Source organism: Mycobacterium sp. DBP42 (genome assembly GCF_005924235.1).
Classification (GTDB): domain Bacteria; phylum Actinomycetota; class Actinomycetes; order Mycobacteriales; family Mycobacteriaceae; genus Mycobacterium; species Mycobacterium syngnathidarum.
Genome location: NZ_VCMY01000019.1, coordinates 55,207 through 77,410, shown reverse-complemented (window position 1 = coordinate 77,410; position 22,204 = coordinate 55,207). Strand labels below are relative to the sequence as shown.

The window sequence follows — 22,204 nt, the reverse complement described above, 5'->3', positions numbered from 1 at the left end:
ACACCGACACTTTGACAGGCTAGGTATATTACGCGCGTTCGCGAATGTGTATCGCTCGCGACCTGTCCCACCCGGGCGACAGTGGCCTGATCGAAGGGGCGGGTTGTGCAGACCACAGCACCACATACGGGTATCGCCCGGGTGATCCGCACGCTGGCGGTGCCCATCTTGCTCGGCTGGATCGTGCTGACCGTCCTGACCAACGTGTTCGTTCCGTCGCTGGAAAAGGTCGGCGAGGAGAACACCGTCGGGTTGAGCGCACAAGACGCACCCGCGATGATCGCCATGCGCAAGATCGGCAGCGACTTCCAGGAATTCGATTCCGACAGCAACGCCATGGTGGTGCTCGAGGGTGAGCAGCCCCTGGGCGATGACGCTCACCATTACTACGACGGGATCGTCGACCAGCTCGAGGCCGACACCGCCCACGTGCAGCACGTGGCCGATTTCTGGGGCGACCCGCTGACGGCCTCGGGAGCGCAGAGCAACGACGGCAAGTCGGCCTACGTCCAGGTCTATCTGCGCGGCAACCAGGGCGAGACGTTGGCCAACGAATCGGTGGCCGCCGTCCGCGACATCATCAACCAGTCGTCGCCTCCGGCCGGCATCAAGGTGTATGTCACGGGCGGTGCGCCTCTGGTCTCCGATCAGCACCATGCCGGTGACAAGAGCGTTGCCCGGGTTACGGCCATCACGCTCGTCGTGATCGCGGTGATGCTGCTGATCGTCTACCGGTCGATCGCCACCATGATTCTGGTTCTGGTCACGGTGTTCGTGGAGCTCGGCGCGGCGCGCGGCATCGTGGCGTTCCTGGCCCACACCGGGGTGATCGGCTTGTCGACCTTTGCGGTCAACCTCCTGACGTTGATGGTCATCGCGGCCGGCACCGATTACGCGATTTTCGCGATCGGTCGTTATCAGGAGGCGCGTGGCGCCGGGGAAGATCGAGAAACCGCGTATTACACGATGTTCGGCGGCACCGCTCACGTGATCCTCGGGTCCGGGATGACGATCGCCGGCGCGATGCTGTGTCTGAGCTTCACCCGCTTGCCGTACTTCCAGACCATGGGGGTGCCCTGCGCGGTGGGCACATTCGTCGCGGTCATCGCTGCGCTGACGATGGGTCCGGCAGTAGTCGTGATCGGCAGCAGGTTCGGGCGTTTCGAGCCCAAGCGCAGCATCCGGTCGCGGGGCTGGCGCCGCGTCGGTATCGCGGTGGTGCGGTGGCCCGGGCCGATCCTGGCCGCCACGTTGGGCCTGGCGCTCATCGGCCTGCTCACCCTTCCGGGGTACAAGACCAATTACGACGCCCGCAAGTACCTACCCGCCGATCTGCCGGCGAATGTCGGATATGCCGCTGCCGAACGGCATTTCAGCGCCGCGCGGATGAACCCCGAACTGCTGATGATCGAGACCGACCGCGACCTGCGGAATCCCGCGGACTTCTTGGTCATCGACAAGATCGCCAAGGGGATCGTCAGGGTTCCCGGCGTGTCGCGGGTGCAGGCGATCACCCGGCCCAATGGCCGTCCGATCGAGCACACCAGTATCCCGTTCCTGCTCAGCAGGCAGGGCACGACCAACACGATGAACCGGAAGTATCAGCAGGACCGGATGGCCGACATGCTGGTGCAGGCAGACGAGATGCAGAAGACCATCGACACGATGGAGCGGATGTCGCGGCTGACCCAGCAGATGGCTGATATCACCCATTCGATGGTGGCCAAGACCAAGGTGATGACCCTTGACATCGCCGAAATGCGGGAAAACATCGGCAATTTCGATGATTGGCTGCGTCCGCTGCGCAATTACTTCTACTGGGAGCCGCACTGTGCCGACATCCCGGTGTGCTGGTCGTTGCGGTCGATCTTCGACACCCTCGACGGGATCGACGCCCTCACCGACGACGTGCAGGAGCTGGTACCCGAGCTGGAGCGGCTGGATTCGTTGATGCCGCAGTTGGTCGGGCTGATGCCCCAGCAGATCGAATCCATGAAGACCATGAAGACGATGATGCTGACGCAGCGGTCCACGCAGGCCGGTCAGCAGGATCAGATGGCCGCCATGCAGGAGAATTCGACGGCCATGGGCAAGGCCTTCGACGATGCCCGCAATGACGACACGTTCTACTTGCCGCCGGAAGCCTTTGACAACAAGGACTTCAAGCGTGGCATGAAGAACTTCATCTCGCCCGATGGAAAGTCGGTGCGGTTCATCATCAGCCACGAGGGGGACCCCGCGACGCCGGAAGGCGTCAGCCATGTGGACCCGATCAAGTTGGCGGCCAAAGAAGCGCTCAAGGGCACGCCGCTGGAAGGTTCCAAGATCTATCTGGCCGGTACTGCGGCGACGTACAAGGACATGAAGGACGGGTCGTTCTACGATCTGCTGATTGCCGGAATCGCGGCGGTATCGCTGATTTTCATCATCATGTTGCTCATTACGCGCAGCGTGGTGGCTGCGGCGGTGATCGTTGGCACGGTGCTCTTGTCCCTCGGCGCGTCGTTCGGATTGTCTGTGCTCGTCTGGCAGCACCTCCTCGGTCTGGAACTGCATTGGATGGTGCTGGCCATGTCGGTCATCTTGTTGCTGGCGGTCGGTTCCGACTACAACCTGCTGCTGGTGTCCCGGTTCAAGGAAGAACTGGCCGGTGGTTTGAAGACCGGCATCATCCGGGCGATGGCCGGAACCGGTTCGGTGGTGACGTCGGCGGGATTGGTCTTCGCTTTCACCATGGCGTCGTTCGCGTTCAGCGATCTCAAGGTGATGGCACAGGTGGGCACCACCATCGCGCTCGGTCTGCTGTTCGACACTCTTATCGTGCGGTCGTTCATGACCCCGGCGATCGCGGCGATGCTGGGCCGGTGGTTCTGGTGGCCGCAGGTCGTGCAGTCGGCGGCGTCCAAGCGGCGGCTGGCAGCGATCCGGCGCGAGCGCACATTCAACGCCGGGATATGAAGCTGCCCGTGTGGGAGCTGAAAACGCTCGCACACGGGCAGTTTCGTTTGACTACTTCTTGTTGCCCCCAGGCCGCGGAGGTGGCGGCGGCTTGGCTTTCGTGGTCGGCTCGAACTTGCCGCCCTTCTTCGGATCGAAGCTTCCTGCCACGGTGATCCCTCTCGTTCGGTTCGATCGTTCCACCGGCTCCCACCGTAGCCGCAACACGCCGCGCATGGTTGCGACACGGTCACGGGACGGTACCTATCAATGCATCGGTAGCCACATCGGCAACATTGATCACTAACGTCACATCAGCCAACTGTGACGTCATGTCGACGTCCCTGCATTGGGAAGGTGTGACATGTCGCGACGTCCTCGAGGTGCTTCGACGATGGCTGCGGCGGCCGCAATCGGGCTTGTCGTGGCCGTCGGGGTGGCGCCCGCGGCATCGGCCGAGCCCTGCGAAGGTGCCGCTGCGGCCGCGCAACCCCTGCCGCATCAGGCCTTTCAGATCCCCAAGCCGTCCCGGCTCGCGCCGCTCAACCGTCCGATCGGGCACAAGCCGGTCGGGGCCAACGACCAGGCGCCCTTGCCGAGACTCGGGCAGTTGCCGTTGGCCCTTCTCAAGGCGCTGATCCCCAACACCGGGCAGGTCAGGCAGAAGGCCGCCGTCGTGCCGGCGCCCAATCCCGGTGGTGCCCAGCCTGTCCCGAATGCGGCGCAGCCCGCTCCAGCCCCGGCAGCGGCGGCTCCCGCCCCGGCAGCGGCGGCTCCCGCCCCGGCGCCCGCAGCACAACCCGCGCCGGGCGCGCCTCCGGGCACGTCGATCGTCGGGTGGGTCACTGGTCCCGACAGCCCCAACCAGACGATCAAGCGGTTCGCCATCACCGGAACCGACCTCGGAATCATGTGGGACAACGGTGATCCGGTGAACCGCCAGGTGTTGATGGCCTTCGGCGACACCAATGGGTACTGCGGCATTCCCGGCAAGCAGTGGCGGTACAACGCGCTGTTCCGCAGCCAGGACGGTTCGCTGTCTCGCACCATCGCCGTGCCCGACGGCGTGGTGGCCAACAAGTACTCCGGTTCGCCCGTCTGGCGTCAAGGGATTTCGAAACAGATCATCAACAGCATCGGCCGGGCGCCGGAGGAGACCGGGATCATCCCGACCGCGGGAATCGCGGTCGGACGCAATCAGTATCTGAACTTCATGTCGATCCGGAACTGGGACAGCCCGGGTGCGTGGTCGACCAATTTCTCCGCGATCGCGATGTCACCGGACAACGGTGAGAACTGGGGTGTCTATCCGGGCACCATTCGTACGCCCGGTGGGGGCAACGAAAACTTCCAGATGGGGGCTTTTCTCAAGCCGGGCCCGGGCGATCCCTACATCTACACGTTCGGCACCCCGAACGGGCGTGGCGGTTCTGCCTACATCGCCCGGGTGTCGCCGGCCTTCATCCCCGACCTCACGAAATACGAGTACTTCAACGCCGACCGTAACGCCTGGGTGCCGGGCAACCCGGCCGCGGCGACACCGGTCATCCCCGGCCCGGTGAGCGAAATGTCGGCCCAGTACAACACGTATCTCAAGCAGTACCTGGTGCTGTACGGCAACGGGGCCAACGACGTCGTGATGCGCACCGCACCGGCACCGCAGGGCCCTTGGGGCCCCGAGCAGTTGATCGCGCCCTCGTCGCAGATCCCTGGCGGCATCTACGCGCCGTACCTACACCCGTGGTCGACGGGCAAGGAGCTGTACTACAACCTGTCGCTGTGGTCGGCCTACAACGTCATGTTGATGAAGACCGTGTTGCCTTGACCCGACCGTTGACGTGCCGCAGCGCAGCCACCGGAGCCAACATCGCCTCGAGGCCGTACTCGAACACCGCGTCGTAGTCGGTGGGCGACTGCAGGGCCGCGACGAGCGCCTGATCCGGCCAGTCGGCGGTCCACAAGGAGGGGTCCTCCTCGTCGTGCGCCGGCCCGCGCACGGCTGAGAACAACATCACCGCAGAGGCGGTCACGTGCACCTGCACGGCCCGGAGCACCAGCGCGGCGTGCGCCCCGGTCACCCCGGCCTTGGCAAGCTCGGCGGCAAGCTTCTGCTGGACCGGCAGGAACAGCGTCGGGGTGCGGTCCCGCTCATGGGCGATGGCCAGCAGGTGCTGGCGGCGGATCAGCAGACCGCGCTGGTTGCGGGCCAGCGAGGCAATCCGATCCACGGGAGCGTCGCCTTCCATCGGCAATCCGGCCATCTCAGCGATCAGACGGTCGACCAGGCTGTCGAAGAGCGCGTCACGGCCGCCGACGTGCCAGTAGATCGAGGTGACGGCCACGCCGATCCGCTCGGCGAGCGCGCGCATCGAGAAGGCCTCCACCCCATCGGATTCGATGAGGGTAGCTGCCGCGTCGAGGATGACGTCGGCGTCGATCGGCTTTGCCTTCGGACTCATCCGCGGGGTTCCGCCTCGCAGATGCGCTCAGGCTCGGGCAGGTCGAGGTAGCGCTCGAGATTGCGGTGCATGTTGATGATTCTGCGCTCCTCCGCGGAGAGCACCAGATGGGTGAACCCGGGCTGGTGCAAACCGCGCTGCAGGCCGGTCAGTACGGCGATGTCCTGGCTCATCACCACGCCGGGATGCGCGTCCTCGGCGCTCATCCGGACATCCGTCGGACTGACCCGCGGCGCTTGCGCGGGCATCCGGGTCATCAGTGTCATCACGAGTTGGCCGCGGTCGGGGTCAGGCCCGGGCAACGAGGTCATCACGGTCAGATGATCGGCGCTGGCCAACAGTGTCAGGTTGGGGAAGATGTTGTACTGGTGCAGGCACATCACCTGGTCGGTGCTGGCCCAGCCGATGTCTACGCCGCGTCCGGCGGCGAATTCCTTGATCTGCGTGGCGATCACGTCGGCCACGGTTTGCCCGGCGGTCTGCCGTTCACGCGGAAATGGCGTGTCTTCGGCGACACCCATCAGGGGGCCCTGGGTGTAGACGTAGGCGTCCCAGACCTCCTCGTCGCTCAGTGCGCCTGCCAGTCGCGGACTCGGAACTCCGTAGAGGGATTCGGATTTGCCCGTGTGTCCCCAGATCTGCTGGGGCGCGTACACGTCGTCCATGCACCGGTGCAGTTCGGGATGCAGGGTCTGGACATGGTAGGTCTCGCTGTAGCCGTCGGCGATGGTCTTCCAGTTGGCGCCGACGTCGATGGTCATCGTTGCGTAGCAACGGAAGTCGCCGAGCCCGCACCAGGCGATGTCGCCGGGGACCGCCTCCAGGTAGTCGGCCAGTGGAATGGACTCGGGGTCGAGGTTGACGAAGACCAACCGTTCCCAGGTGTCGACCTGTACCGGGGACAGCGGGAACTCCGACATGTGCACCGTCCCGAAACCCTTGCGGTTCGGGATCCGTTTGAGCGTGCCGGCCAGGTCCCAGGTCCATCCGTGATAGCCGCATTTCAGTTCTCGCAGCGACGAACCCGTGCCGCTGCACAGGGCGTTGCCCCGATGGCGGCAGGCATTCTGGAAGGCGCGTAGCTCGCCGTCTTCGCCGCGGACGATGAGAACCGAGTACGGGCCGCACCGGTATTCGAAGTAGTCGCCTGGCTCGGCAACGTGGTCGACGGTGCATGCCTGTTGCCACACCCGGGGCCACATCCGTTCGACTTCGAGGCGGGCGAACGAGGGGGAGATGTAGCGGTCGGCCGGCACCAGCGTCGGGCGCGCCGGCGGGTCGCCGATCGCATCCGCGCGTCGCGGACTGTCGGTGCAGGTGTGGGTTGAGCTGTGGGTCATGGGACACCTCCCGCTGAGAAGGAGAATCTCGGGACGTCGCAATGTAACGGTGTTACATTGCGACCGTAGCGGCCTGAACGCCTCAAGGGAGCAAAAACGTGTTCGATCTCAAAATCACCGGCGGCACCGTGGTCGACGGGACCGGCGCCGACCGGTTCACCGCCGACGTCGCGATCAAGGACGGTCAGATCGTCGAGGTGCACCGCCGGGGCCCGAATGACCCGGCGCTGGCCGGCGACGCAGCCGAAACCATCGATGCCACAGGCAAGATCGTCGCCCCGGGGTTCGTCGACATCCACACGCACTACGACGGCCAGGTCTCCTGGGACGCTGTGCTCGAACCGTCCAGCAATCACGGCGTCACCACCGTGGTGGCGGGAAACTGCGGAGTGGGCTTCGCGCCCGTCCGGCCCGGCCAGGAAGACTGGCTGATCAAGTTGATGGAGGGTGTCGAGGACATCCCTGGCACGGCGCTGACCGAGGGCATCACGTGGGGCTGGGAAACCTTCGGCGAATACCTCGACGTGATCGGAAAGCGCGAGTTGGCTGTCGACATGGGCACCCAGGTCGCCCACGGCGCCGTGCGGGCCTATGCGATGGGCGAACGCGGAGCCCGCAACGAACCGGCCACTGCCGATGACATCAAGGCCATGGCCGAGTTGGTGCAGGAGGCCATCGAGGCCGGTGCGCTCGGCTTTTCGTCTTCGCGGACGCTGGCGCACCGCGCCATGGACGGTGAGCCGGTGCCCGGCACGTTCGCCGCAGAGGACGAGCTGTTCGCCCTGGGCCGGGCCACCGCGGCCGGCGGCGCGGCGGTGTTCGAGCTGGCTCCACAGGGTGCAGCCGGCGAAGACATCGTTGCACCCAAGACGGAACTCGAATGGATGCGCAGGCTCGGCGAGGAGGTCGATTGTGCGCTGAGCTTCGCCCTGATCCAGGTCGACGCCGATCCCAATCTCTGGCGTGAACAGCTCGATCTGTCGGCTGCCGCGCATCAGGCCGGGAGTCGGTTGTTCCCGCAGGTGGCCGCGCGACCGTTCGGCATGCTGCTCGGTTTCCCCGGCCATCACGCCTTCACCCACCGCCCGACCTACCGGCGCCTGCAAGCCGAATGCACCCGCGAGGAACTCGCCGAGCGGCTCGCGGACCCCAAGGTGCGTGCGGCGATCCTGGCCGAGGAAGATCTGCCGATCGACCCGAACAAGTTGTTCGACGGGATGTTCATGTTGGCGCAGAATGCGGCAAACCGGCTGTACCACATCGGGGAACCGCCAGACTACGAGCCGACCGACGAGCGCACGGTCGCGGCGATCGCCCAGCAGCGCGGGGTGGACCCGTTGGCCGCGATGTACGACCTGATGCTCGAGTCCGATGCCGGTGCCATGCTGATGTACCCGATGTTCAACTATTCCGACGGCAACCACGACGCGATCCGCGAGATGCTCACCCATCCGGCCGGCGTGCTCGGCCTGTCCGACGGTGGCGCGCACTGCAGCATGATCTGTGACGCCTCCTATCCGACGTTCCTGCTGACGCACTGGGCCCGCGACCGCCACCGCGGCGACAAGCTGCCGTTGGAGTACGTGATCCGTAAGCAGTCGCACGACACCGCGCAGCTCTACGGCATGTCCGACCGCGGCGTGATCAGCGTGGGCAAGAAGGCGGACGTCAACGTCATCGACCTGGATGCGCTGACCCTGCACGCCCCGAGGATGGCGTATGACCTGCCCGCCGGCGGAAAGCGGTTGGTGCAAGGTGCAAGTGGCTACGACGCGACGATTGTCAGCGGCGCGGTGACCCGCCGTCACGGTGTCGACACCGGGGCTCGACCGGGCCGTCTGGTGCGCGGGACTCGTTGATCTGTAGGGTCTTTCGCCATGGCGGATTTCCGTTACGACCCGCGTCAGCGGCCCGCGCAGCCTCCGGCACCGGCCGCTGACGCGTTCACCATCCACTCTGCGGTTGTCGCTGAAGGGGTTTCGCTGGCGTTCGTCCGCGAGGGCGTCGGCGGCGTGCCACTTCTGCTGGTACACGGCTATCCCGAGACGAAGCGGATCTGGTGGCGCAACATCGAGGCCCTGGCGGCGGCCGGCTTCGAGGTCATCGTGCCCGACCTGCGCGGGATGGGGGACAGTTCGATCCCGTCCGACGATCAACACGACATCGTCACCTACTCGCGGGATCTGTATGCGCTGGTTCATGACGAGCTGGGCCACGACTCCTGCCTGATCGCGGCGAGCGACGTCGGGGCGGTGGTGAGTACCGACCTGATCCACCGGTTCCCCGGGTTCGTCACGGGTTTCTGTGTTTTCAACACCGTGCCGCCCATGGGGGTCGACTATTCGGGGATCGGCACCCGGCATCCGGGGTTCGTCGGCGGCGCGGCCGACCCGACCGGCGACTACCGCTGGATGCAGGGCGCCTTCCCCGACGAGCTCGCCGCGATGCTGCCCACGCCGGAGGCGCGTCGGCAGTGGGTGGCCGCGATGTACACCAATCGGCTGTGGGGCTCGGCCTATGCGTTCGCCCAGCCCGACGTGGATTTCATGACCGAGCCGTTCGCCGACGAAGCACGGCTACGGGCCGGCTGGGCGTCCTACCAACTCGCCTACGGCCGCGCCATGTCCGAGATCCCGCTGATGGATGCCGTGCAGGTGCCCACCCTGGTGCTCTACGGTCCCGACGACCATGTGGTCGGCGAGGATTTCGTTCCCCGCGCCGAGCGAGCGTTTCTCGATCGCATTGGGCCGCTGGTGATTCCGGGGGCCGGTCACTTCCTGCAATGGGAACGTGCGGACATCTTCAACCGGTTGCTACCTGCGGTGTTCGGTGATGTCATCGCTGCTCATCGACCGGTTGGGCCAGAATCGATCCACCCAGCCACCGTCTGACGAAGCCCCGTAACTCGTCGCGGCCGCGGGCGGGATCGTTGGGCGCGACGAAGAACGAGAGCATCATGCGGAGCGTGAATTCCACCAGCTCACGCAGGGCGCCCTCGTCGTATCCGTACTTCTCCCAGTCGACATCGAAGCGGGTGATCATCCGCATGCCGAACGCCTGACCTTGGTCAGAGGCGACGTTCACTGAGCTGGTTGCGGCCTGCGGCCCCGACAGCATGATGCGCAGATGCGGTACGCGGGCGACCTCTTCCAGCGTGAACATGACGCCTTCGGTCATCGCCTCGGCCGGGTCGGTGATGCCGCGCACGCTCTCGGCGAGCCGGTCGAGAAACCCGTCGACCGTGGCGATGGCCGCGGCGTGCATCAGCGATTCGGCGGTGGGGAAGTAGCGATAGACGGTCTGGCGGATGACGCCGAGCGATGCGGCCACGTCGGCGATGCTGATCCCGGTGCCGGTCTCGGCGATCAACTGCACCGCGGCGGCCACGATGCGTTCGGAGGCCTCTTCGTCGCTGCCGGGCGGTCGCCCGTCCCATCCGCGTCTACGCGCCATCGTCGGGATTCTCGGCCGGCAACATATCTGCAGGATATCGCCACCCGTCGTTGACGGGCCGCGGCCGCGTGTAGTAATCATACAACTGAGGCGTTATTTGTATGATTGCTCGGACAAGCGAGGTGGCACCGATGACGGATCTGATCGTGCGGAAGATGAGGTTCGCTTTCGCGGACCACCGCGTCCCGTTCCTGTGGAACGAGACCAACCCGGCGTTCTCGTCGATGGCCAACGCGGTGTCGTTCCTGGCCATCGCCTTCGAGAAGATGATCGGCCACATGATCACCGAGGCCATGCCGTTCATCACCGACCCCGAGGTGGCCGAGGAAGCCCAGGCCTTCGTGCGGCAGGAAGGCCAGCACGCGATGGCCCACCGTCAGCACGCCAAGGGCTTGATCAAGACCTATCCGGGTCTCAAGGAGACCCTCGACGAGGTGGTCAAGGCGTTCGACGATCTGACCGCCGAGACACCACTGAAGTACCGGTTGGCCTACACCGCCGATCTGGAGGCGACGTTCACCCCGGTGTTCAAATTGATGCTCGACCATGACGACACGCTGTTCGCGCCGGGGGACGACCGGGTGGCGTCACTGTTCCTGTGGCACTTCGTCGAAGAGGTCGAGCATCGCAGCTCGGCGCTGATCATCTACGACGCGGTGGCCGACGATCCGTGGTACCGGATGCGGGTCGCGCCGTCGATCTTCAAACACGTGTGGGCGGTGCTCAAGGTGGCCTGCGACGGCTTCAACAAGCACGTGCCACTGGAGGAACGCAAGATCGACGCGATGTCGATGTTCGGTATGCAGGCGCGGAAAAAGACCCTGCTGCAAAAGCTTCCGTTCACCAAGACTCCGTATGACGGACCGGTGGAGAACGCGTTCGCGCATCTGCCGGTACGCGAGATGCTGACCGCACTGGCCGGCGTCGTGCGCAGCCAGGTACCCGGCCACAATCCGGCCCACGAGAAACTGCCGGCATTGGCCGACGAGTGGTTCCGGCGCTACGAGGACGGTTACGAGGTCACGCAGTGGTACACCGCCGGTGAGGCGACCGAGAAGAAGGCGAGCGCGGCCAATGTCTGACCTGTGTACCCCGACGTTCTCGGGACTGGCGGAGCGCCTGGGCTTTTCCTGTGACACGGCCGGTGGGCTGGTCGAGTTCCGCAACCCGTTCGGGCTGGAGAACTGGACGCTTCCGGTGCTGGAAGCCACCGTGATCGTGGGTGCGGTGCTGGCCCTGGTGTATGCGATCGTGCGGCTGCGCCGGCACAACGACCCGACCAACCTGGTGCTGTGGTTCGGTGCCATCGCCTATCTGCTGATCATCGAACCGCCGCTGTATTTCCCCGGCGCGTTCGGGATCGCCGACCACGTCGACACGATGTTCGCGCACAACGTGTTCACCGTCGACTTCCTGTGGGGCCGGCTGCCGCTCTACATCGTCGCGATCTACCCGATGATGGCGACGGTCGCGTACGAGATCGTCCGGATCCTCGGTGTTTTCCGTCGCCGCGGTGTGTTGATCGGCGCCATCTGCGTCGGGTTCGTCCACCATGCGTTCTACGAGATCTTCGACCACCTCGGGCCCCAGCTGCGGTGGTGGGAGTGGACTCTGGACCACCCGATGAACCAGCCGTTCTTCGATTCGGTGCCTTTGCCCAGCGTGGTGGTGTTCGCTGCGCTGTGGCCGATGTCCCTGGCCTTCTGCGTGCAGCTCTTCGTCGGGCGCCACGTCCAGGACGGTAAGACCTTCACCGGGCTGCAGATCCTGGGCCGCACGATCGTCGTCGGCGTCTTGGCGTCCATCGGCACCGCGGTGCTGCCCCTGCCCGCCACCCTTGCCGCATCGATCTCGGGCAGTACGACGGTGGGCGGGGTGGTCTATGCCGCCGAACTCGTCGTGCTCACCGTGGTCGCGATCCCGGTGCTGTTCCGTCAATGGTCGAGCCTGCGCAAGGACAGCGACACGGCCACCGTGCGCTACTCGAACCCGCTGATCCTGCGTTATGCCGTGGTGTATCTGGCGGTCATGACGGTCCTGTGGTTGACGGCGCTGCCGGCCTACTTCGGCGCAGTCGACGGTTGGACCGCCTCCGGCGACCCGATCGGCAGCCTCGGCTACACCGTCATCTGCCTGGTGATCGCCGGTCTGTCGATCGCTGCGGCAGCTACCGTAAATCCCGCCGGCCTGCAACAACAGCCTGACGCGGTGCCGTCGGTCACGGCCGGCAACCCGGAATGAGCAGCGAACCCACAGGCGCGGCACGCAACTGACGCGCCGGAGGATGCGGCAGAATTGCGGAGGTGCCGACACCGCCGCAATACCCTGGCGACCCCGGCCGGCGAGGCAGGGGTCCCGTGCCGCCGCCCGACCCGGTCACCCGGCGGCTGCCCCGTTCACGACGGGGCGAGGCGCCGACCGAACAGATCCGGGCCCGCCCTCAGCCGCCTGAGGCCGCCACCGAGAAGATCATGCGTAGGCGTCCGCCGGTGGCTCCTCGGCCGGCGGGACCACCGCCACCGCCGCCACAACCGTCTGTTGCCGGTCGTGGCGAACCCGAATCGACGAAGCCGTCGTCTCGGTGGCGCAGCCCGCAGGGGATGATCCTGACCGCGGTCATCGTCGTCGCACTCGTGGTGATCGGGCTGACCGGTGCCGAACTGTACGCCCGGCACAAGGCGGGCTCGGTACTCGTCGCGGTGGCCGAGTGCGTGGTGGAGGACAACGCCTCGGTCTCTTTCGGTGTCAAACCGCCGTTCCTGTGGCAGCACATCAACGGTCACTACACCAACATCTCGGTGCAGACCGCGGGTAAGCAGGTGCAGGCCGCCAAGGGGATGACTGCCGATGTGGCGTTGTCCGACATCCGGTTGCAGGGCACCGAGGATTCCAAGGGCACCATCGGATCGTTGAGCGCCACCCTGAGTTGGACCTCGGCCGGTATCAAGGACACGGTGGCCGAGAATCTGCCGGGGGTCGGCGCACTGGTCTCCGACGTCAGCACGGACCCGGCGGCGGGCACCATCACGCTGCAGGCCGTGGGGAACACCAAGGTGACAGCGAAGCCGGTGGTGACCAACGGCAACCTCGATCTGCAGGTCACCGATGTCAGCGGTCCGTTCGAGAAGGACACTGTGCAGGCCGCTCTCGACGGCCTCACGACGAAGCTGAACGACGCCTACCCGCTGGGTATTCACGCCGACAGCGTCGCGGTGACCGATACCGGGGTGGTGGGCAAGTTCTCCAGCCAGAACGCGTCCATTCCCGGCGATGAAGCCGACGACGCCTGCTTCGCCAAGCTCTGATGCGTACCCGGATCACGGTGGCCACTGCACTGACGCTCGCGGCGCTGTGTGCACCTCTGGCCCGGGCCCAGGATCCCAGCCCGCTGCTCCCGCTGGTCGACACCGCTGCCCAACGCCTGCAGACAGCAGACCCGGTGGCGGCCAGCAAGTTCCGCACCGGTGGGACGATCGAAGACCCGCGCCGCGAGCAGCAGGTGATCGACGCGACCGCTGCCGAGGCCGTCGGCCGTCACCTCGACCCGGCCTACGTGGGCCGGGTGTTCCGGGATCAGATCGACGCGACCGTGGCCGTGGAGTACGGGCTGTTCTCGCAGTGGAAGCTGGATCCGGCCGCTGCTCCGGTGAGCGCCCCCGACCTGGCCGCGTCGAGAACCACCATCGACGGGCTCAACCACACGATGGTGAACGAGATCGCCAGCCAGTGGCCGACCCTGCACTCACCGTCGTGCCCGGCCGACCTGGCGAGCGCGGTCGATGGTGTGGCCGCGGCGCGACATCTGGATCCGCTGTATCGGCGGGCGCTGGAGCACGCCACTCGGTCCTATTGCCGCTGACCAGCCACCACATCCGGGTATTGACGTTTCTGTCGACATCAGGCGGGTATCCATGGCCGCAGGAGGTCAGGAAATGCCTACATGGAGTTGGATCGTCATCGTCTTCGTTGCCGTGATCATCGTGCTCGCGGTGGTCGTGGTCGCCGCGATGATGCGTCAGAAGCGCAGTGAACGACTCAAAGAACAGTTCGGGCCGGAGTACGAGCACGCGGTCGAATCGGCAGGCGGTCAACGTGCCGCGGAGCGGGAATTGCTTGCCCGCGAACGGAAACACAACAAGCTCAAGATCAATGAGTTGACGCCGGAATCCCGGGCGCGCTACGTCGAAGCGTGGGGCCAGACCCAAGCCGGATTCGTCGACGATCCGTCGAAGTCGGTCAGCGAAGCGGATCGCCTGGTGACCGAGGTCTTGCGGGAACGCGGATATCCGGTCGACGATTTCGAGCAACGCGCGGCCGACGTCTCGGTGGACCATCCCAAGGTGGTCGAGCATTACCGCGCCGCCCACATCCTGCGCCTTGCCCAGGATCAGGGCGAGATCGGTACCGAGGCGCAACGTGAGGCGATCGTGCACTATCGCGCGCTGTTCGAGCAGCTGGTCGGTGCGGTCCCCGGAACCCATCCGGCCACCGACACCCGGGCCGAACACGCCACTCCTGTCCAGCGTGAGGCGGGAAAGCACGAGCGAGAGGCGCGAGCATGACCTCTGGGGGGCCGACCAGTCGGCGGTTTCCCGGGCCGGTGAGGCGCGGACGCCGACCGATGACAACACCCTGTTGTTCGCCGACGAGCATCGGTCGGGACTGCACTCGCGCTGGAATGACGTTCAGGCCGCTTTCGTCGACGATCCGAAAGAGTCTGTGCAGAAAGCGGACAACTTGGTGGCCGAAGTCGTCGAGGAGCTCACCGCGAGTTTCGCCGACACCCGGTCTCGACTCGAGGCGCAATGGTCGCGAGGCGAGGACGCGTCGACCGAAGACCTACGCGTGGCTCTCACGCGCTACCGCGATTTCTTCCAGCGCCTGCTGTCGGTGTGAGCCTGACGTCTACAAGCTGTCGACGATGGCGTTCTTCAGCGCCTCGGAGCTGGTGCCGAACACCGCTTGAACACTGTTGCCCACTTCGATGACACCTGCGGCACCGAGGGCCTTCAGTCGGTCCTGGTCGACCTTGCTCGTGTCGGCGACCTCCATACGGAGCCGGGTGATGCAGGCGTCGACGTTGACGAGGTTCTCCCGTCCGCCGAACGCGGCGATGAGCTGCTCCACCTGCGTGTCGGGCCGCGCAGGTGCGGTGAGGGTGCCGGTGCCGCCGGCGGTGATGGCGGTCGTGGCCTCGGCGTCCTGGCCGAGGTTGGCTTGCTCCTCGGCCTCGAACTCGGCTTCGGGTTCACGTCCGGGTGTGCGCATGTTCCATCTCGTGATCGCGACGTAGAACAACACGAAGTAGATGACGGCGAACACCGCTCCCACCGCGATCAGGAGCCAGATGTTGTGCGCAGCGGGCGCACCGCCGTAGAGCAGCAGGTCGAGGAGGCCGGCCGAGAACGAGAATCCCAGGTGGATGTCGAGCAGGTAAGCGATCGCCAGGGACAGCCCCGTCAAGAGCGCATGGATGACATAGAGCGGGAACGCCACGAACATGAAGGCGAACTCCAGCGGTTCGGTGACACCGGTCAGGAATGCCGTCAGCGCGGCCGCCGAGAGGATTCCGAACGCAACCTTGCGTTGCTTCTTTTTGGCGGCGAGGATCATCGCCAGCGCCGCGGCAGGCAATCCGAACATCAGAATGGGGTAGAACCCCGAGGTGAGGATGCCCGCGGACGGGTCGCCTGCCGCGAACCGGGTGAGTTCGCCGGTGACCACGTTGCCGTCGGCGGTCTGATAGTCGCCGTAGATGAACCACACGTATGAGTTCGGGATGTGGTGCAGGCCCAGGGGAATCAGCATGCGGTTGGCGAACCCGTAGACGAATGCGCCCAGTGCGCCACTGCCGCCGATGAACCGGCCCAGCCCGGTCAGCCCGGCATCGAAGATCGGATAGAAGTAGCTCATCAGGAAGGCGATGAACAAACTCGCCAGCGACACCACGATCGGCACGAATCGGCGCCCTCCGAAAAAGCCGAGATAGGAGGGTAATTGGATGGTGTGGTACCGGTCGAACAACCACGCTGTCACCAGACCCACCACGATGCCGGCGAACACGCTGTAGTTGATCTGTGCCTGGTCGCCGGCCTTGTCCACCTCGCCGGCCAGCACGATGGGAGACATCGTCTTGAACACCGCGGACATCACCAGGTAGCCGACCACCGCGGCCAGGGCCGTCGAGCCGTCGGCCTTGCGGGCGAAGCCGATCGCGACGCCGACCGCGAAGAGCAGGGGCAGATTGGTGAACAGGGCGTCGCCGGCCGCGCTCATCGCCTGGAAGAACGGGCCGATGACGGGGGAGTCGATCCGGCCCAGCAGGTCGGGTTGGCCCAGCCGCAGCAGGATGCCCGCGGCGGGCAACACTGCGATGGGCAGCATGAGGCTCTTGCCGAGCCGTTGCAGTTGCGCGAAAGCGGGTATGTTCAGACCGGACTTTTCCTGTGTACCTTCAGTTTTCGTCGTACCGCTCATCGCCCACCGTCCTCCTGGCCACCCGGGGTGAACCGCCGTAAAGCTGTGCGGAAGCTTAGACGAGAACCTGTGAACTCGCGGCCGTCTTCCGGTCACACTCGTATTGTTGGGGAGACGAACGCCCCGCGCCGATAAGGAGCCAGCACAGTGAGCAGCACCCGAGTTCTCGCCCCCGTTGCCGGGCGCGCGGTGGCACTGCAGGATGTGCCGGATCCGGTGTTCTCGGCCGGCATGGTGGGGTACGGCGCCGCCGTGGACCCGCCGCGTGGCGTGATCGACGCGATCGCCCCGGTCAGCGGCAAGTTGTTGAAGCTGATGCCGCACGCGTACGTCATCTTGACGGCCGACGGCGTGGGCGTGCTGGTTCACCTCGGGTTGGATACCGTCGCGCTCAATGGTGACGGATTCACCACGCACGTCAGTCAGGGAGATCAGGTCGATGCCGGCCAGGTGGTGATCACCTACGATGTGTCGGCCGTCGAGGCCAAGGGGCTCAATCCGATTGTGCCGGTGGTGGTCATGGACGAGCGTGAGCCCGATAACGTTGCCGTAGCCGCCGCGGTTGTCTCCGGAGTCGACATCGATTCGGGCGCAGAGCTTTTCACGGCGAGCACTTGAATGGAAGTCGTTATCCTGCCCGACGCGGCCACCATCGGCGGCACGGCCGCCGACGCCGTCGCCGCGCTGCTCGACCGTAAACCCGATGCGGTCCTCGGTCTGGCCACCGGCTCGTCGCCGCTGGCGATCTACGATGAGCTGGCTGCGCGATGTGCCGCCGGGCGGATTTCCTTCCGGCAGGCCAGGGCGTTCACGCTCGACGAATACGTCGGCCTGCCCGCCGATCACCCTGAGCGCTACCGCAATGTGATCGACACCGTCTTCGTTTCCCGCGTCGATTTCGGCCCGGACACCGTGTTGGGTCCCGACGGCCTGGCGACCGACATTCCAGCGGCGTGTGCGGCATACGAGGACGCCATTCGGGCCGCCGGCGGTGTCGATCTGCAGATCGTCGGCATCGGCACCGACGGGCACATCGCGTTCAACGAGCCGGGGTCCTCACTGGCATCACGCACCCGCATCAAGACGCTGACGCGGCAGACCCGCCTCGACAACGCCAGGTTCTTCGGGGACGACCTCGACGCGGTGCCGACGCACTGCCTGACCCAGGGTTTGGCCACCATCATGGCGGCCCGGCACGTGATCCTGGTGGCACTCGGCCGCAGCAAGGCCGAAGCTGTGCACCACCTCGTGGAGGGTGCCGTGAGCGCCATGTGGCCTGCGACCATCCTGCAGCACCACCCTCATGTCACTGTGCTGCTCGACGACGCTGCGGCACAACGACTTCAACTCATCGACTACTACCGTGAGACTTACCGGTCAAAACCGGATTGGCAGGGCTTCTGAATGCTGCTGACCGCGGATTCGGTGTGCCCCGGCGCCGATCTGTTGCAGCCCGGGTGGATTGACGTGTCAGGCGGTCTGGTGCGGGCCATGGGCGCGGGCCCGCCGCCCCGGCCCGCTGATCGTGATCTCGGTCCGGTGACGGTAGTGCCGGGTTTCGTCGACACCCATACGCATGGTGGCGGCGGTGGAAGCTTCTCGGCCGCATCGGAGGCCGACACAGCGGCCGCGGTGGCGCTACACCGTGGGCACGGCACCACCAGCATGATCGCCTCCCTGGTCACCGCGAGCCCCGACGATCTGTTGCGTCAGGTCGGCGCACTTGCCGAGGCGGTTCGGGCCGGCCACCTCGACGGCATTCACCTCGAGGGCCCGTGGTTGTCGACCGTACGGTGCGGGGCACATCAACCTGCGCTCATGCGCGACCCGGATCCGGCAGAGATCGAGCGGTTGCTCACCGCCGCTGCGGGAACGATCCGGATGGTGACGATCGCACCCGAACGTCGTGGTGCGCCGGCCGCGATCCGTCAGTTGGTGGACGCCGGTGTGGTGGTTGCGGTCGGGCATACCGAGGCGACCTATGATCAGACCCGCGCCGCGATCGCGGCCGGGGCCACGGTGGGCACCCACCTGTTCAACGCCATGCGCCCGATCGACCGGCGTGAGCCGGGCCCGGCGATCGCGCTGCTCGAAGATCCCTCTGTCACTGTCGAACTCATCACCGACGGGGTCCATATCGATCCGGCCATCTACCGGCATGTCACGCGTTCGGTCGGCCCGGATCGCGTCTCGCTGATCACCGACGCGATGGCGGCCACCGGAATATCCGACGGGCGCTATCACCTGGGGCCGGTGCAGGTCGACGTGGTGGACGGAGTCGCGCTCGTCGGAGGCACCGACACCATCGCGGGGAGCACGGCGACCATGGACCGCGTGGTCCGGTTTGCTGTGGCCCATTGCGGTTTGCCCCGCGAGGAGGCGCTGCCGCTGGTCGTTCGTCAGGCCTCGCTCAACCCGGCGCGTGCGCTGGGTTTTCCCGGTGGCGGCCTGATCCCAGGTGCCGCAGCCGATCTCGTGGTGTTGGACGCGGATCTGGCGGTCACCGCTGTGATGCGCCGAGGTGTGTGGGAGCCGCGATCGGAGGCCTAGGCCGTCCTGCGCCGCCGGTGTCCGAGAAGTGTTTTCTGACGCAACAATTCGTGTCGCGGCGGCGAGAATCGACCGTTACCAATTCTTGCACCGGCGTACCGTCAACCGGGTAAGCCCACAGAGTATCCGGGGGTCGTTCTTGTCGGACTGGCCGTTCGTCGCACGGAACGTGGAACTGCACGAAGCCGCGCAAGCGCTGCGGGTCGGTTCCCGCGGGGTGGTTCTGGCCGGCCAGACCGGAGTGGGCAAGTCGGCGCTGGCCCGGGTGCTGGCAGAGGGCCTGGAGTCAGAGGGTTGCCCGGTGCGGTTCGTCCTCGGAACCGAGACCGCTCAGGCGGTGCCGCTCGGCGCGTTTCGGCATGCGCTCACCCTCGCCGATGCGCGTGACCCCACGGTGATGCTCGGCGCGGCGCATGAGATGTTGGCCGCCGATCCCGACGTGGTCATCGTGGTGGACGACGCGCAGCATCTCGATCCGTTGTCGGCGCTGTTGATCCAGCAATTGGCGGTGCACGGCTCACCGCGACTGATCGTCACCATCGGCAACGGCGCAGTCGCCTCCGATGCGGTGACGGCGCTGTGGAAAGAACAGCTGCTTTTACGGTTGGACCTCGAACCCTTCACCCGGGAGCAGACGGCCGAGTTGGCAGCCGCGGTGTTGAGCGGTGCGGTCGACGATCGCGCGGTCGCAGAACTGCACCGGTTCTCCTCGGGTAGTCCGCTCTACCTCCGCGGTGCGCTCAACGCGGCCCTGGGCGATGCCGTGTTGGTCTGCGATCAGGGGCGATGGCGGCTGCGCGGCCGGCTGCGGGCCAGTGCCGATCTGCATGCATTGATCGGGTCCAGGTTCGACACCCTGACGCCGGATGAGCTCGATGTCGTCGAGGTGGTCTCCACAGCGGAGGTCATCGACTGGGACGTGCTGGTGGCAGCCTGCGACCTCGACGCGATTGGCCGGGTCGAGCGCCGGGGCGCGATCCAGGTGCTCAACGATGCGGCCTGCACCCTCGTGCAGCCCGGCCATCCCATCATCGGGGAGGTGGCTCGCAGCCGATGCTCGAAAACCCGTTCCCGGCAGATCAATACGCAATTGGCCGTGCTGTTGGGAGAGCACCTGGCCTCGCCGAACAACGGCGGGCCGGCTGACGTGCGGGGGCGAATCCAGTTGGCTCGGTTCATGGCGGGAGGCGATGGTCCGGCGGATGCGGGCGTGATCGCCGATGCCGCGGCCAGTGCGGTCACGATGTCCAATCTGGCGCTGGGAGAGGAGCTCGCGCGATACGCCGTGAACCACGGGGCCGGGGCGCCTGCGGCGATCGTGCTGGCTGAGGCGATGAGCTGGCAGGGTCGTGGCGAGCAGGCCGAGGACCTGCTGGCCCGGACGGTGCCGCCGGAGGAGGACGAACCGACGCTCGCGCGCTGGGGTTGCCTGCGGGCCTCCAACCTGTTCTTCGGGTGTGCGCGTCCTGATGCCGCGCGTTCCGTACTTGCGATGGTCCGCAGGCAGCTGCACTGCCGCCAGACGGTGAGCCTGGTCGCGGCGATGGAGGCGGTGTTCGCGTTCTTCCTCGGCGAGACCGGAGAGGCGATCGCACTGAGCACCGAGATGCTCGGCACGGACCTGTCGTCGTCGAATGCGGCGACGGCGAAAGTGTGGGCCGCCCTGGCCTCCTCGAGCGCTTTGGCTTTGTCCGGACGCTGGGAGGAAGCCGCTGCCGTCGCGCAGACGGGCGAACGGGTTGCCGAGGATTGCGAGTCGGGTCCGCTGCGTTACTGGCTGGCCTTCGCACAGGTGTCGGCGGCCGCGGCAGCGGGAGAGCTGGCCCGGGCGCAGCGGGTGTGTGACCGCTATACCGTGCCGGCCGGGAGTTCCGCGCAGGCCGAGGCCGTCGTCACCGCGCTGAGTGGACGGGTGGCATTGGCCCGCGGCCACCTGTCATCGGCGTGTGAAGCGCTGCAGGCCGCGGTATGGGCGACACCTCCGGGACTCCCGCCCGGGTGGCTCATGGTGGTCGCGGCGTGGCTGGCCCAGGCCGAGGGGATGAGGGCGGACGGCCCCGCTGCGGGCGCCGCTCTGCGGCGCGCCGAGGCCGCCGCTGTCGGGTCCCTCGAGGTGTTCCGGTCAGAACTGGAGTTGGCGAGAGCCTGGACGGCGGCAGCCAACGGCGACACGAAGGCGGGGGTCGGCCACGCTGCGTGGGCGGCAGCCTCTGCCAAGGCGCACGGGATGGACGCGGTCGAGCTCACGGCCCTGCACACCGCGCTGCGGTTCGGGAAAACTTCAGGTCACGGCAGAATCCGGCAATTGACGCGATGCCTCGGGGGCCCGATGGCCGAGGCCATCGCCGCGCAGAGCATCGGTCTGGCCCGACATGATCCCGATGAACTCGTCGCGGCCACCGACCGGTTCGAGGCGATCGGGGCGCTGGCGTTGGCGGCCGATGCGGCCGCCCATGCGGCCCGCCAGTTTGCCCAGAGTGGTTGCCGTGGTGGCGAATTGGAGGCCGCCGCCCGGGCGCTGTGGTTGGCGGGTCGCAGTGGCGCGCGGACGCCGGCCTTGCGCTGCGCCGGCGATCCACTGCCGCTGACCGAGCGCGAGTGGGAGATCGCGAACCTCGTCGGGGTCGGGATGAGCAACCGCGCGATCGCCGACAAGCTGTGCCTGTCGGTGCGCACCGTCGACGGGCATCTCTACCGCATGTTCGCCAAACTCGACGTGGACGACCGTGATCATCTGGCCCGGCTGGCCCGCTTCGGCCCGGCGACTTGATCAGCCGAGGTGTGGTGGGTCCTCGCTGGAGCTGCGGGGACCCACGAAATCGAGCAGGCGCGGATCGGTAGAGGTGAACCGGTCGACCTCCTCGCCGCCGTCGCAGCGCAGTAACGCGATCGTGAGGCTGTCCGTGGTGCGGGTGAGCACGCGCCAGTGTGCGCCGGAATCCTCCCAGCGCTGCAAATCTGCCACCCGATCCACGCCCATGCCTCCTA

The 22,204-nt window shown here is 66.4% G+C and carries 19 protein-coding genes; 14 read left to right on the top strand and 5 right to left on the bottom strand.

Going from position 1 to position 22,204, the window contains the following annotated elements; translation table 11 throughout:
- Positions 1-105: 105 nt before the first annotated feature.
- Positions 106-2,958 (top strand): RND family transporter, encoded by a 2,853-nt coding sequence (locus tag E0T84_RS18110; RefSeq protein ID WP_138745125.1) that lies wholly within the window; start codon positions 106-108, stop codon positions 2,956-2,958.
- Between the two features lie 373 nt (positions 2,959-3,331).
- Positions 3,332-4,762 carry a DUF4185 domain-containing protein gene (locus E0T84_RS18105; protein WP_138745124.1) on the top strand — a complete coding sequence of 477 codons (1,431 nt, stop codon included), beginning with the start codon at positions 3,332-3,334 and terminating at the stop codon, positions 4,760-4,762.
- On the opposite strand, the gene E0T84_RS18100 is transcribed toward E0T84_RS18105, so the two are convergent.
- On the bottom strand, positions 4,734-5,396 hold the full coding sequence (locus tag E0T84_RS18100; RefSeq protein WP_070184661.1) for a TetR/AcrR family transcriptional regulator: 663 nt from the start codon (positions 5,394-5,396) through the stop codon (positions 4,734-4,736). The genes E0T84_RS18105 and E0T84_RS18100 overlap by 29 nt on opposite strands.
- Positions 5,393-6,736, bottom strand: a complete 1,344-nt coding sequence (locus E0T84_RS18095) for an aromatic ring-hydroxylating dioxygenase subunit alpha (protein WP_070944435.1) — start codon at positions 6,734-6,736, stop codon at positions 5,393-5,395. Before E0T84_RS18095 ends, E0T84_RS18100 begins: the two co-directional genes overlap by 4 nt.
- Positions 6,737-6,834: 98 nt before the next feature.
- On the opposite strand from E0T84_RS18095, the gene E0T84_RS18090 reads away from it, so the two are divergent.
- Together E0T84_RS18090 and E0T84_RS18085 are read left to right on the top strand one after the other, a co-directional pair.
- Complete coding sequence (locus E0T84_RS18090; protein WP_070184663.1) at positions 6,835-8,595, top strand: amidohydrolase family protein; 1,761 nt, start codon at positions 6,835-6,837, stop codon at positions 8,593-8,595.
- Between the two features lie 18 nt (positions 8,596-8,613).
- Positions 8,614-9,627: an alpha/beta fold hydrolase gene (locus tag E0T84_RS18085; protein ID WP_070184664.1), complete on the top strand. Its 1,014-nt coding sequence runs from the start codon at positions 8,614-8,616 to the stop codon at positions 9,625-9,627.
- On the opposite strand, the gene E0T84_RS18080 is transcribed toward E0T84_RS18085, so the two are convergent.
- On the bottom strand, positions 9,572-10,189 hold the full coding sequence (locus E0T84_RS18080; protein WP_138745123.1) for a TetR/AcrR family transcriptional regulator: 618 nt from the start codon (positions 10,187-10,189) through the stop codon (positions 9,572-9,574). The genes E0T84_RS18085 and E0T84_RS18080 overlap by 56 nt on opposite strands.
- A gap of 131 nt (positions 10,190-10,320) precedes the next feature.
- On the opposite strand from E0T84_RS18080, the gene E0T84_RS18075 reads away from it, so the two are divergent.
- The 6 genes from E0T84_RS18075 to E0T84_RS18050 all read left to right on the top strand — a co-directional run bounded on the left by E0T84_RS18075 (position 10,321) and on the right by E0T84_RS18050 (position 15,085).
- Complete coding sequence (locus E0T84_RS18075) at positions 10,321-11,271, top strand: metal-dependent hydrolase (protein ID WP_070184666.1); 951 nt, start codon at positions 10,321-10,323, stop codon at positions 11,269-11,271.
- On the top strand, positions 11,264-12,430 hold the full coding sequence (locus tag E0T84_RS18070) for a hypothetical protein (RefSeq protein ID WP_070184667.1): 1,167 nt from the start codon (positions 11,264-11,266) through the stop codon (positions 12,428-12,430). Before E0T84_RS18075 ends, E0T84_RS18070 begins: the two co-directional genes overlap by 8 nt.
- 116 nt (positions 12,431-12,546) lie before the next feature.
- Positions 12,547-13,494 (top strand): DUF2993 domain-containing protein, encoded by a 948-nt coding sequence (locus E0T84_RS18065; protein ID WP_371726051.1) that lies wholly within the window; start codon positions 12,547-12,549, stop codon positions 13,492-13,494.
- Positions 13,494-14,048 (top strand): chorismate mutase, encoded by a 555-nt coding sequence (locus E0T84_RS18060; protein ID WP_070184669.1) that lies wholly within the window; start codon positions 13,494-13,496, stop codon positions 14,046-14,048. The genes E0T84_RS18065 and E0T84_RS18060 overlap by 1 nt, the downstream gene beginning before the upstream one ends.
- Before the next feature lie 73 nt (positions 14,049-14,121).
- Positions 14,122-14,751: a hypothetical protein gene (locus tag E0T84_RS18055; protein WP_138745122.1), complete on the top strand. Its 630-nt coding sequence runs from the start codon at positions 14,122-14,124 to the stop codon at positions 14,749-14,751.
- Complete coding sequence (locus tag E0T84_RS18050; protein ID WP_249383677.1) at positions 14,714-15,085, top strand: hypothetical protein; 372 nt, start codon at positions 14,714-14,716, stop codon at positions 15,083-15,085. Before E0T84_RS18055 ends, E0T84_RS18050 begins: the two co-directional genes overlap by 38 nt.
- Before the next feature lie 9 nt (positions 15,086-15,094).
- Here E0T84_RS18050 and E0T84_RS18045 read toward each other — a convergent pair whose 3' ends face one another.
- The gene (locus E0T84_RS18045) at positions 15,095-16,666 is read right to left on the bottom strand and encodes a PTS transporter subunit EIIC (protein WP_070184671.1); all 1,572 of its coding nucleotides are present in this window, start codon (positions 16,664-16,666) and stop codon (positions 15,095-15,097) included.
- 147 nt (positions 16,667-16,813) lie between these two features.
- Here E0T84_RS18045 and E0T84_RS18040 point away from each other — a divergent pair, with 147 nt between their 5' ends.
- The 4 genes from E0T84_RS18040 (at position 16,814) to E0T84_RS18025 (ending at position 21,986) form a co-directional block, all read left to right on the top strand.
- Positions 16,814-17,284, top strand: a complete 471-nt coding sequence (locus tag E0T84_RS18040) for a PTS glucose transporter subunit IIA (RefSeq protein WP_070184672.1) — start codon at positions 16,814-16,816, stop codon at positions 17,282-17,284.
- Positions 17,285-18,070, top strand: coding sequence for a glucosamine-6-phosphate deaminase (gene nagB / locus E0T84_RS18035; protein ID WP_070184673.1), 786 nt, complete (start codon positions 17,285-17,287; stop codon positions 18,068-18,070).
- Positions 18,071-19,216 (top strand): N-acetylglucosamine-6-phosphate deacetylase, encoded by a 1,146-nt coding sequence (gene nagA, locus E0T84_RS18030; RefSeq protein ID WP_138745121.1) that lies wholly within the window; start codon positions 18,071-18,073, stop codon positions 19,214-19,216.
- Positions 19,217-19,385: 169 nt separating this feature from the next.
- Positions 19,386-21,986 (top strand): helix-turn-helix transcriptional regulator, encoded by a 2,601-nt coding sequence (locus E0T84_RS18025; RefSeq protein ID WP_249383676.1) that lies wholly within the window; start codon positions 19,386-19,388, stop codon positions 21,984-21,986.
- Here E0T84_RS18025 and E0T84_RS18020 read toward each other — a convergent pair whose 3' ends face one another.
- Positions 21,987-22,196 (bottom strand): hypothetical protein, encoded by a 210-nt coding sequence (locus E0T84_RS18020; RefSeq protein ID WP_138745119.1) that lies wholly within the window; start codon positions 22,194-22,196, stop codon positions 21,987-21,989.
- Between the last annotated feature and the right edge of the window lie 8 nt (positions 22,197-22,204).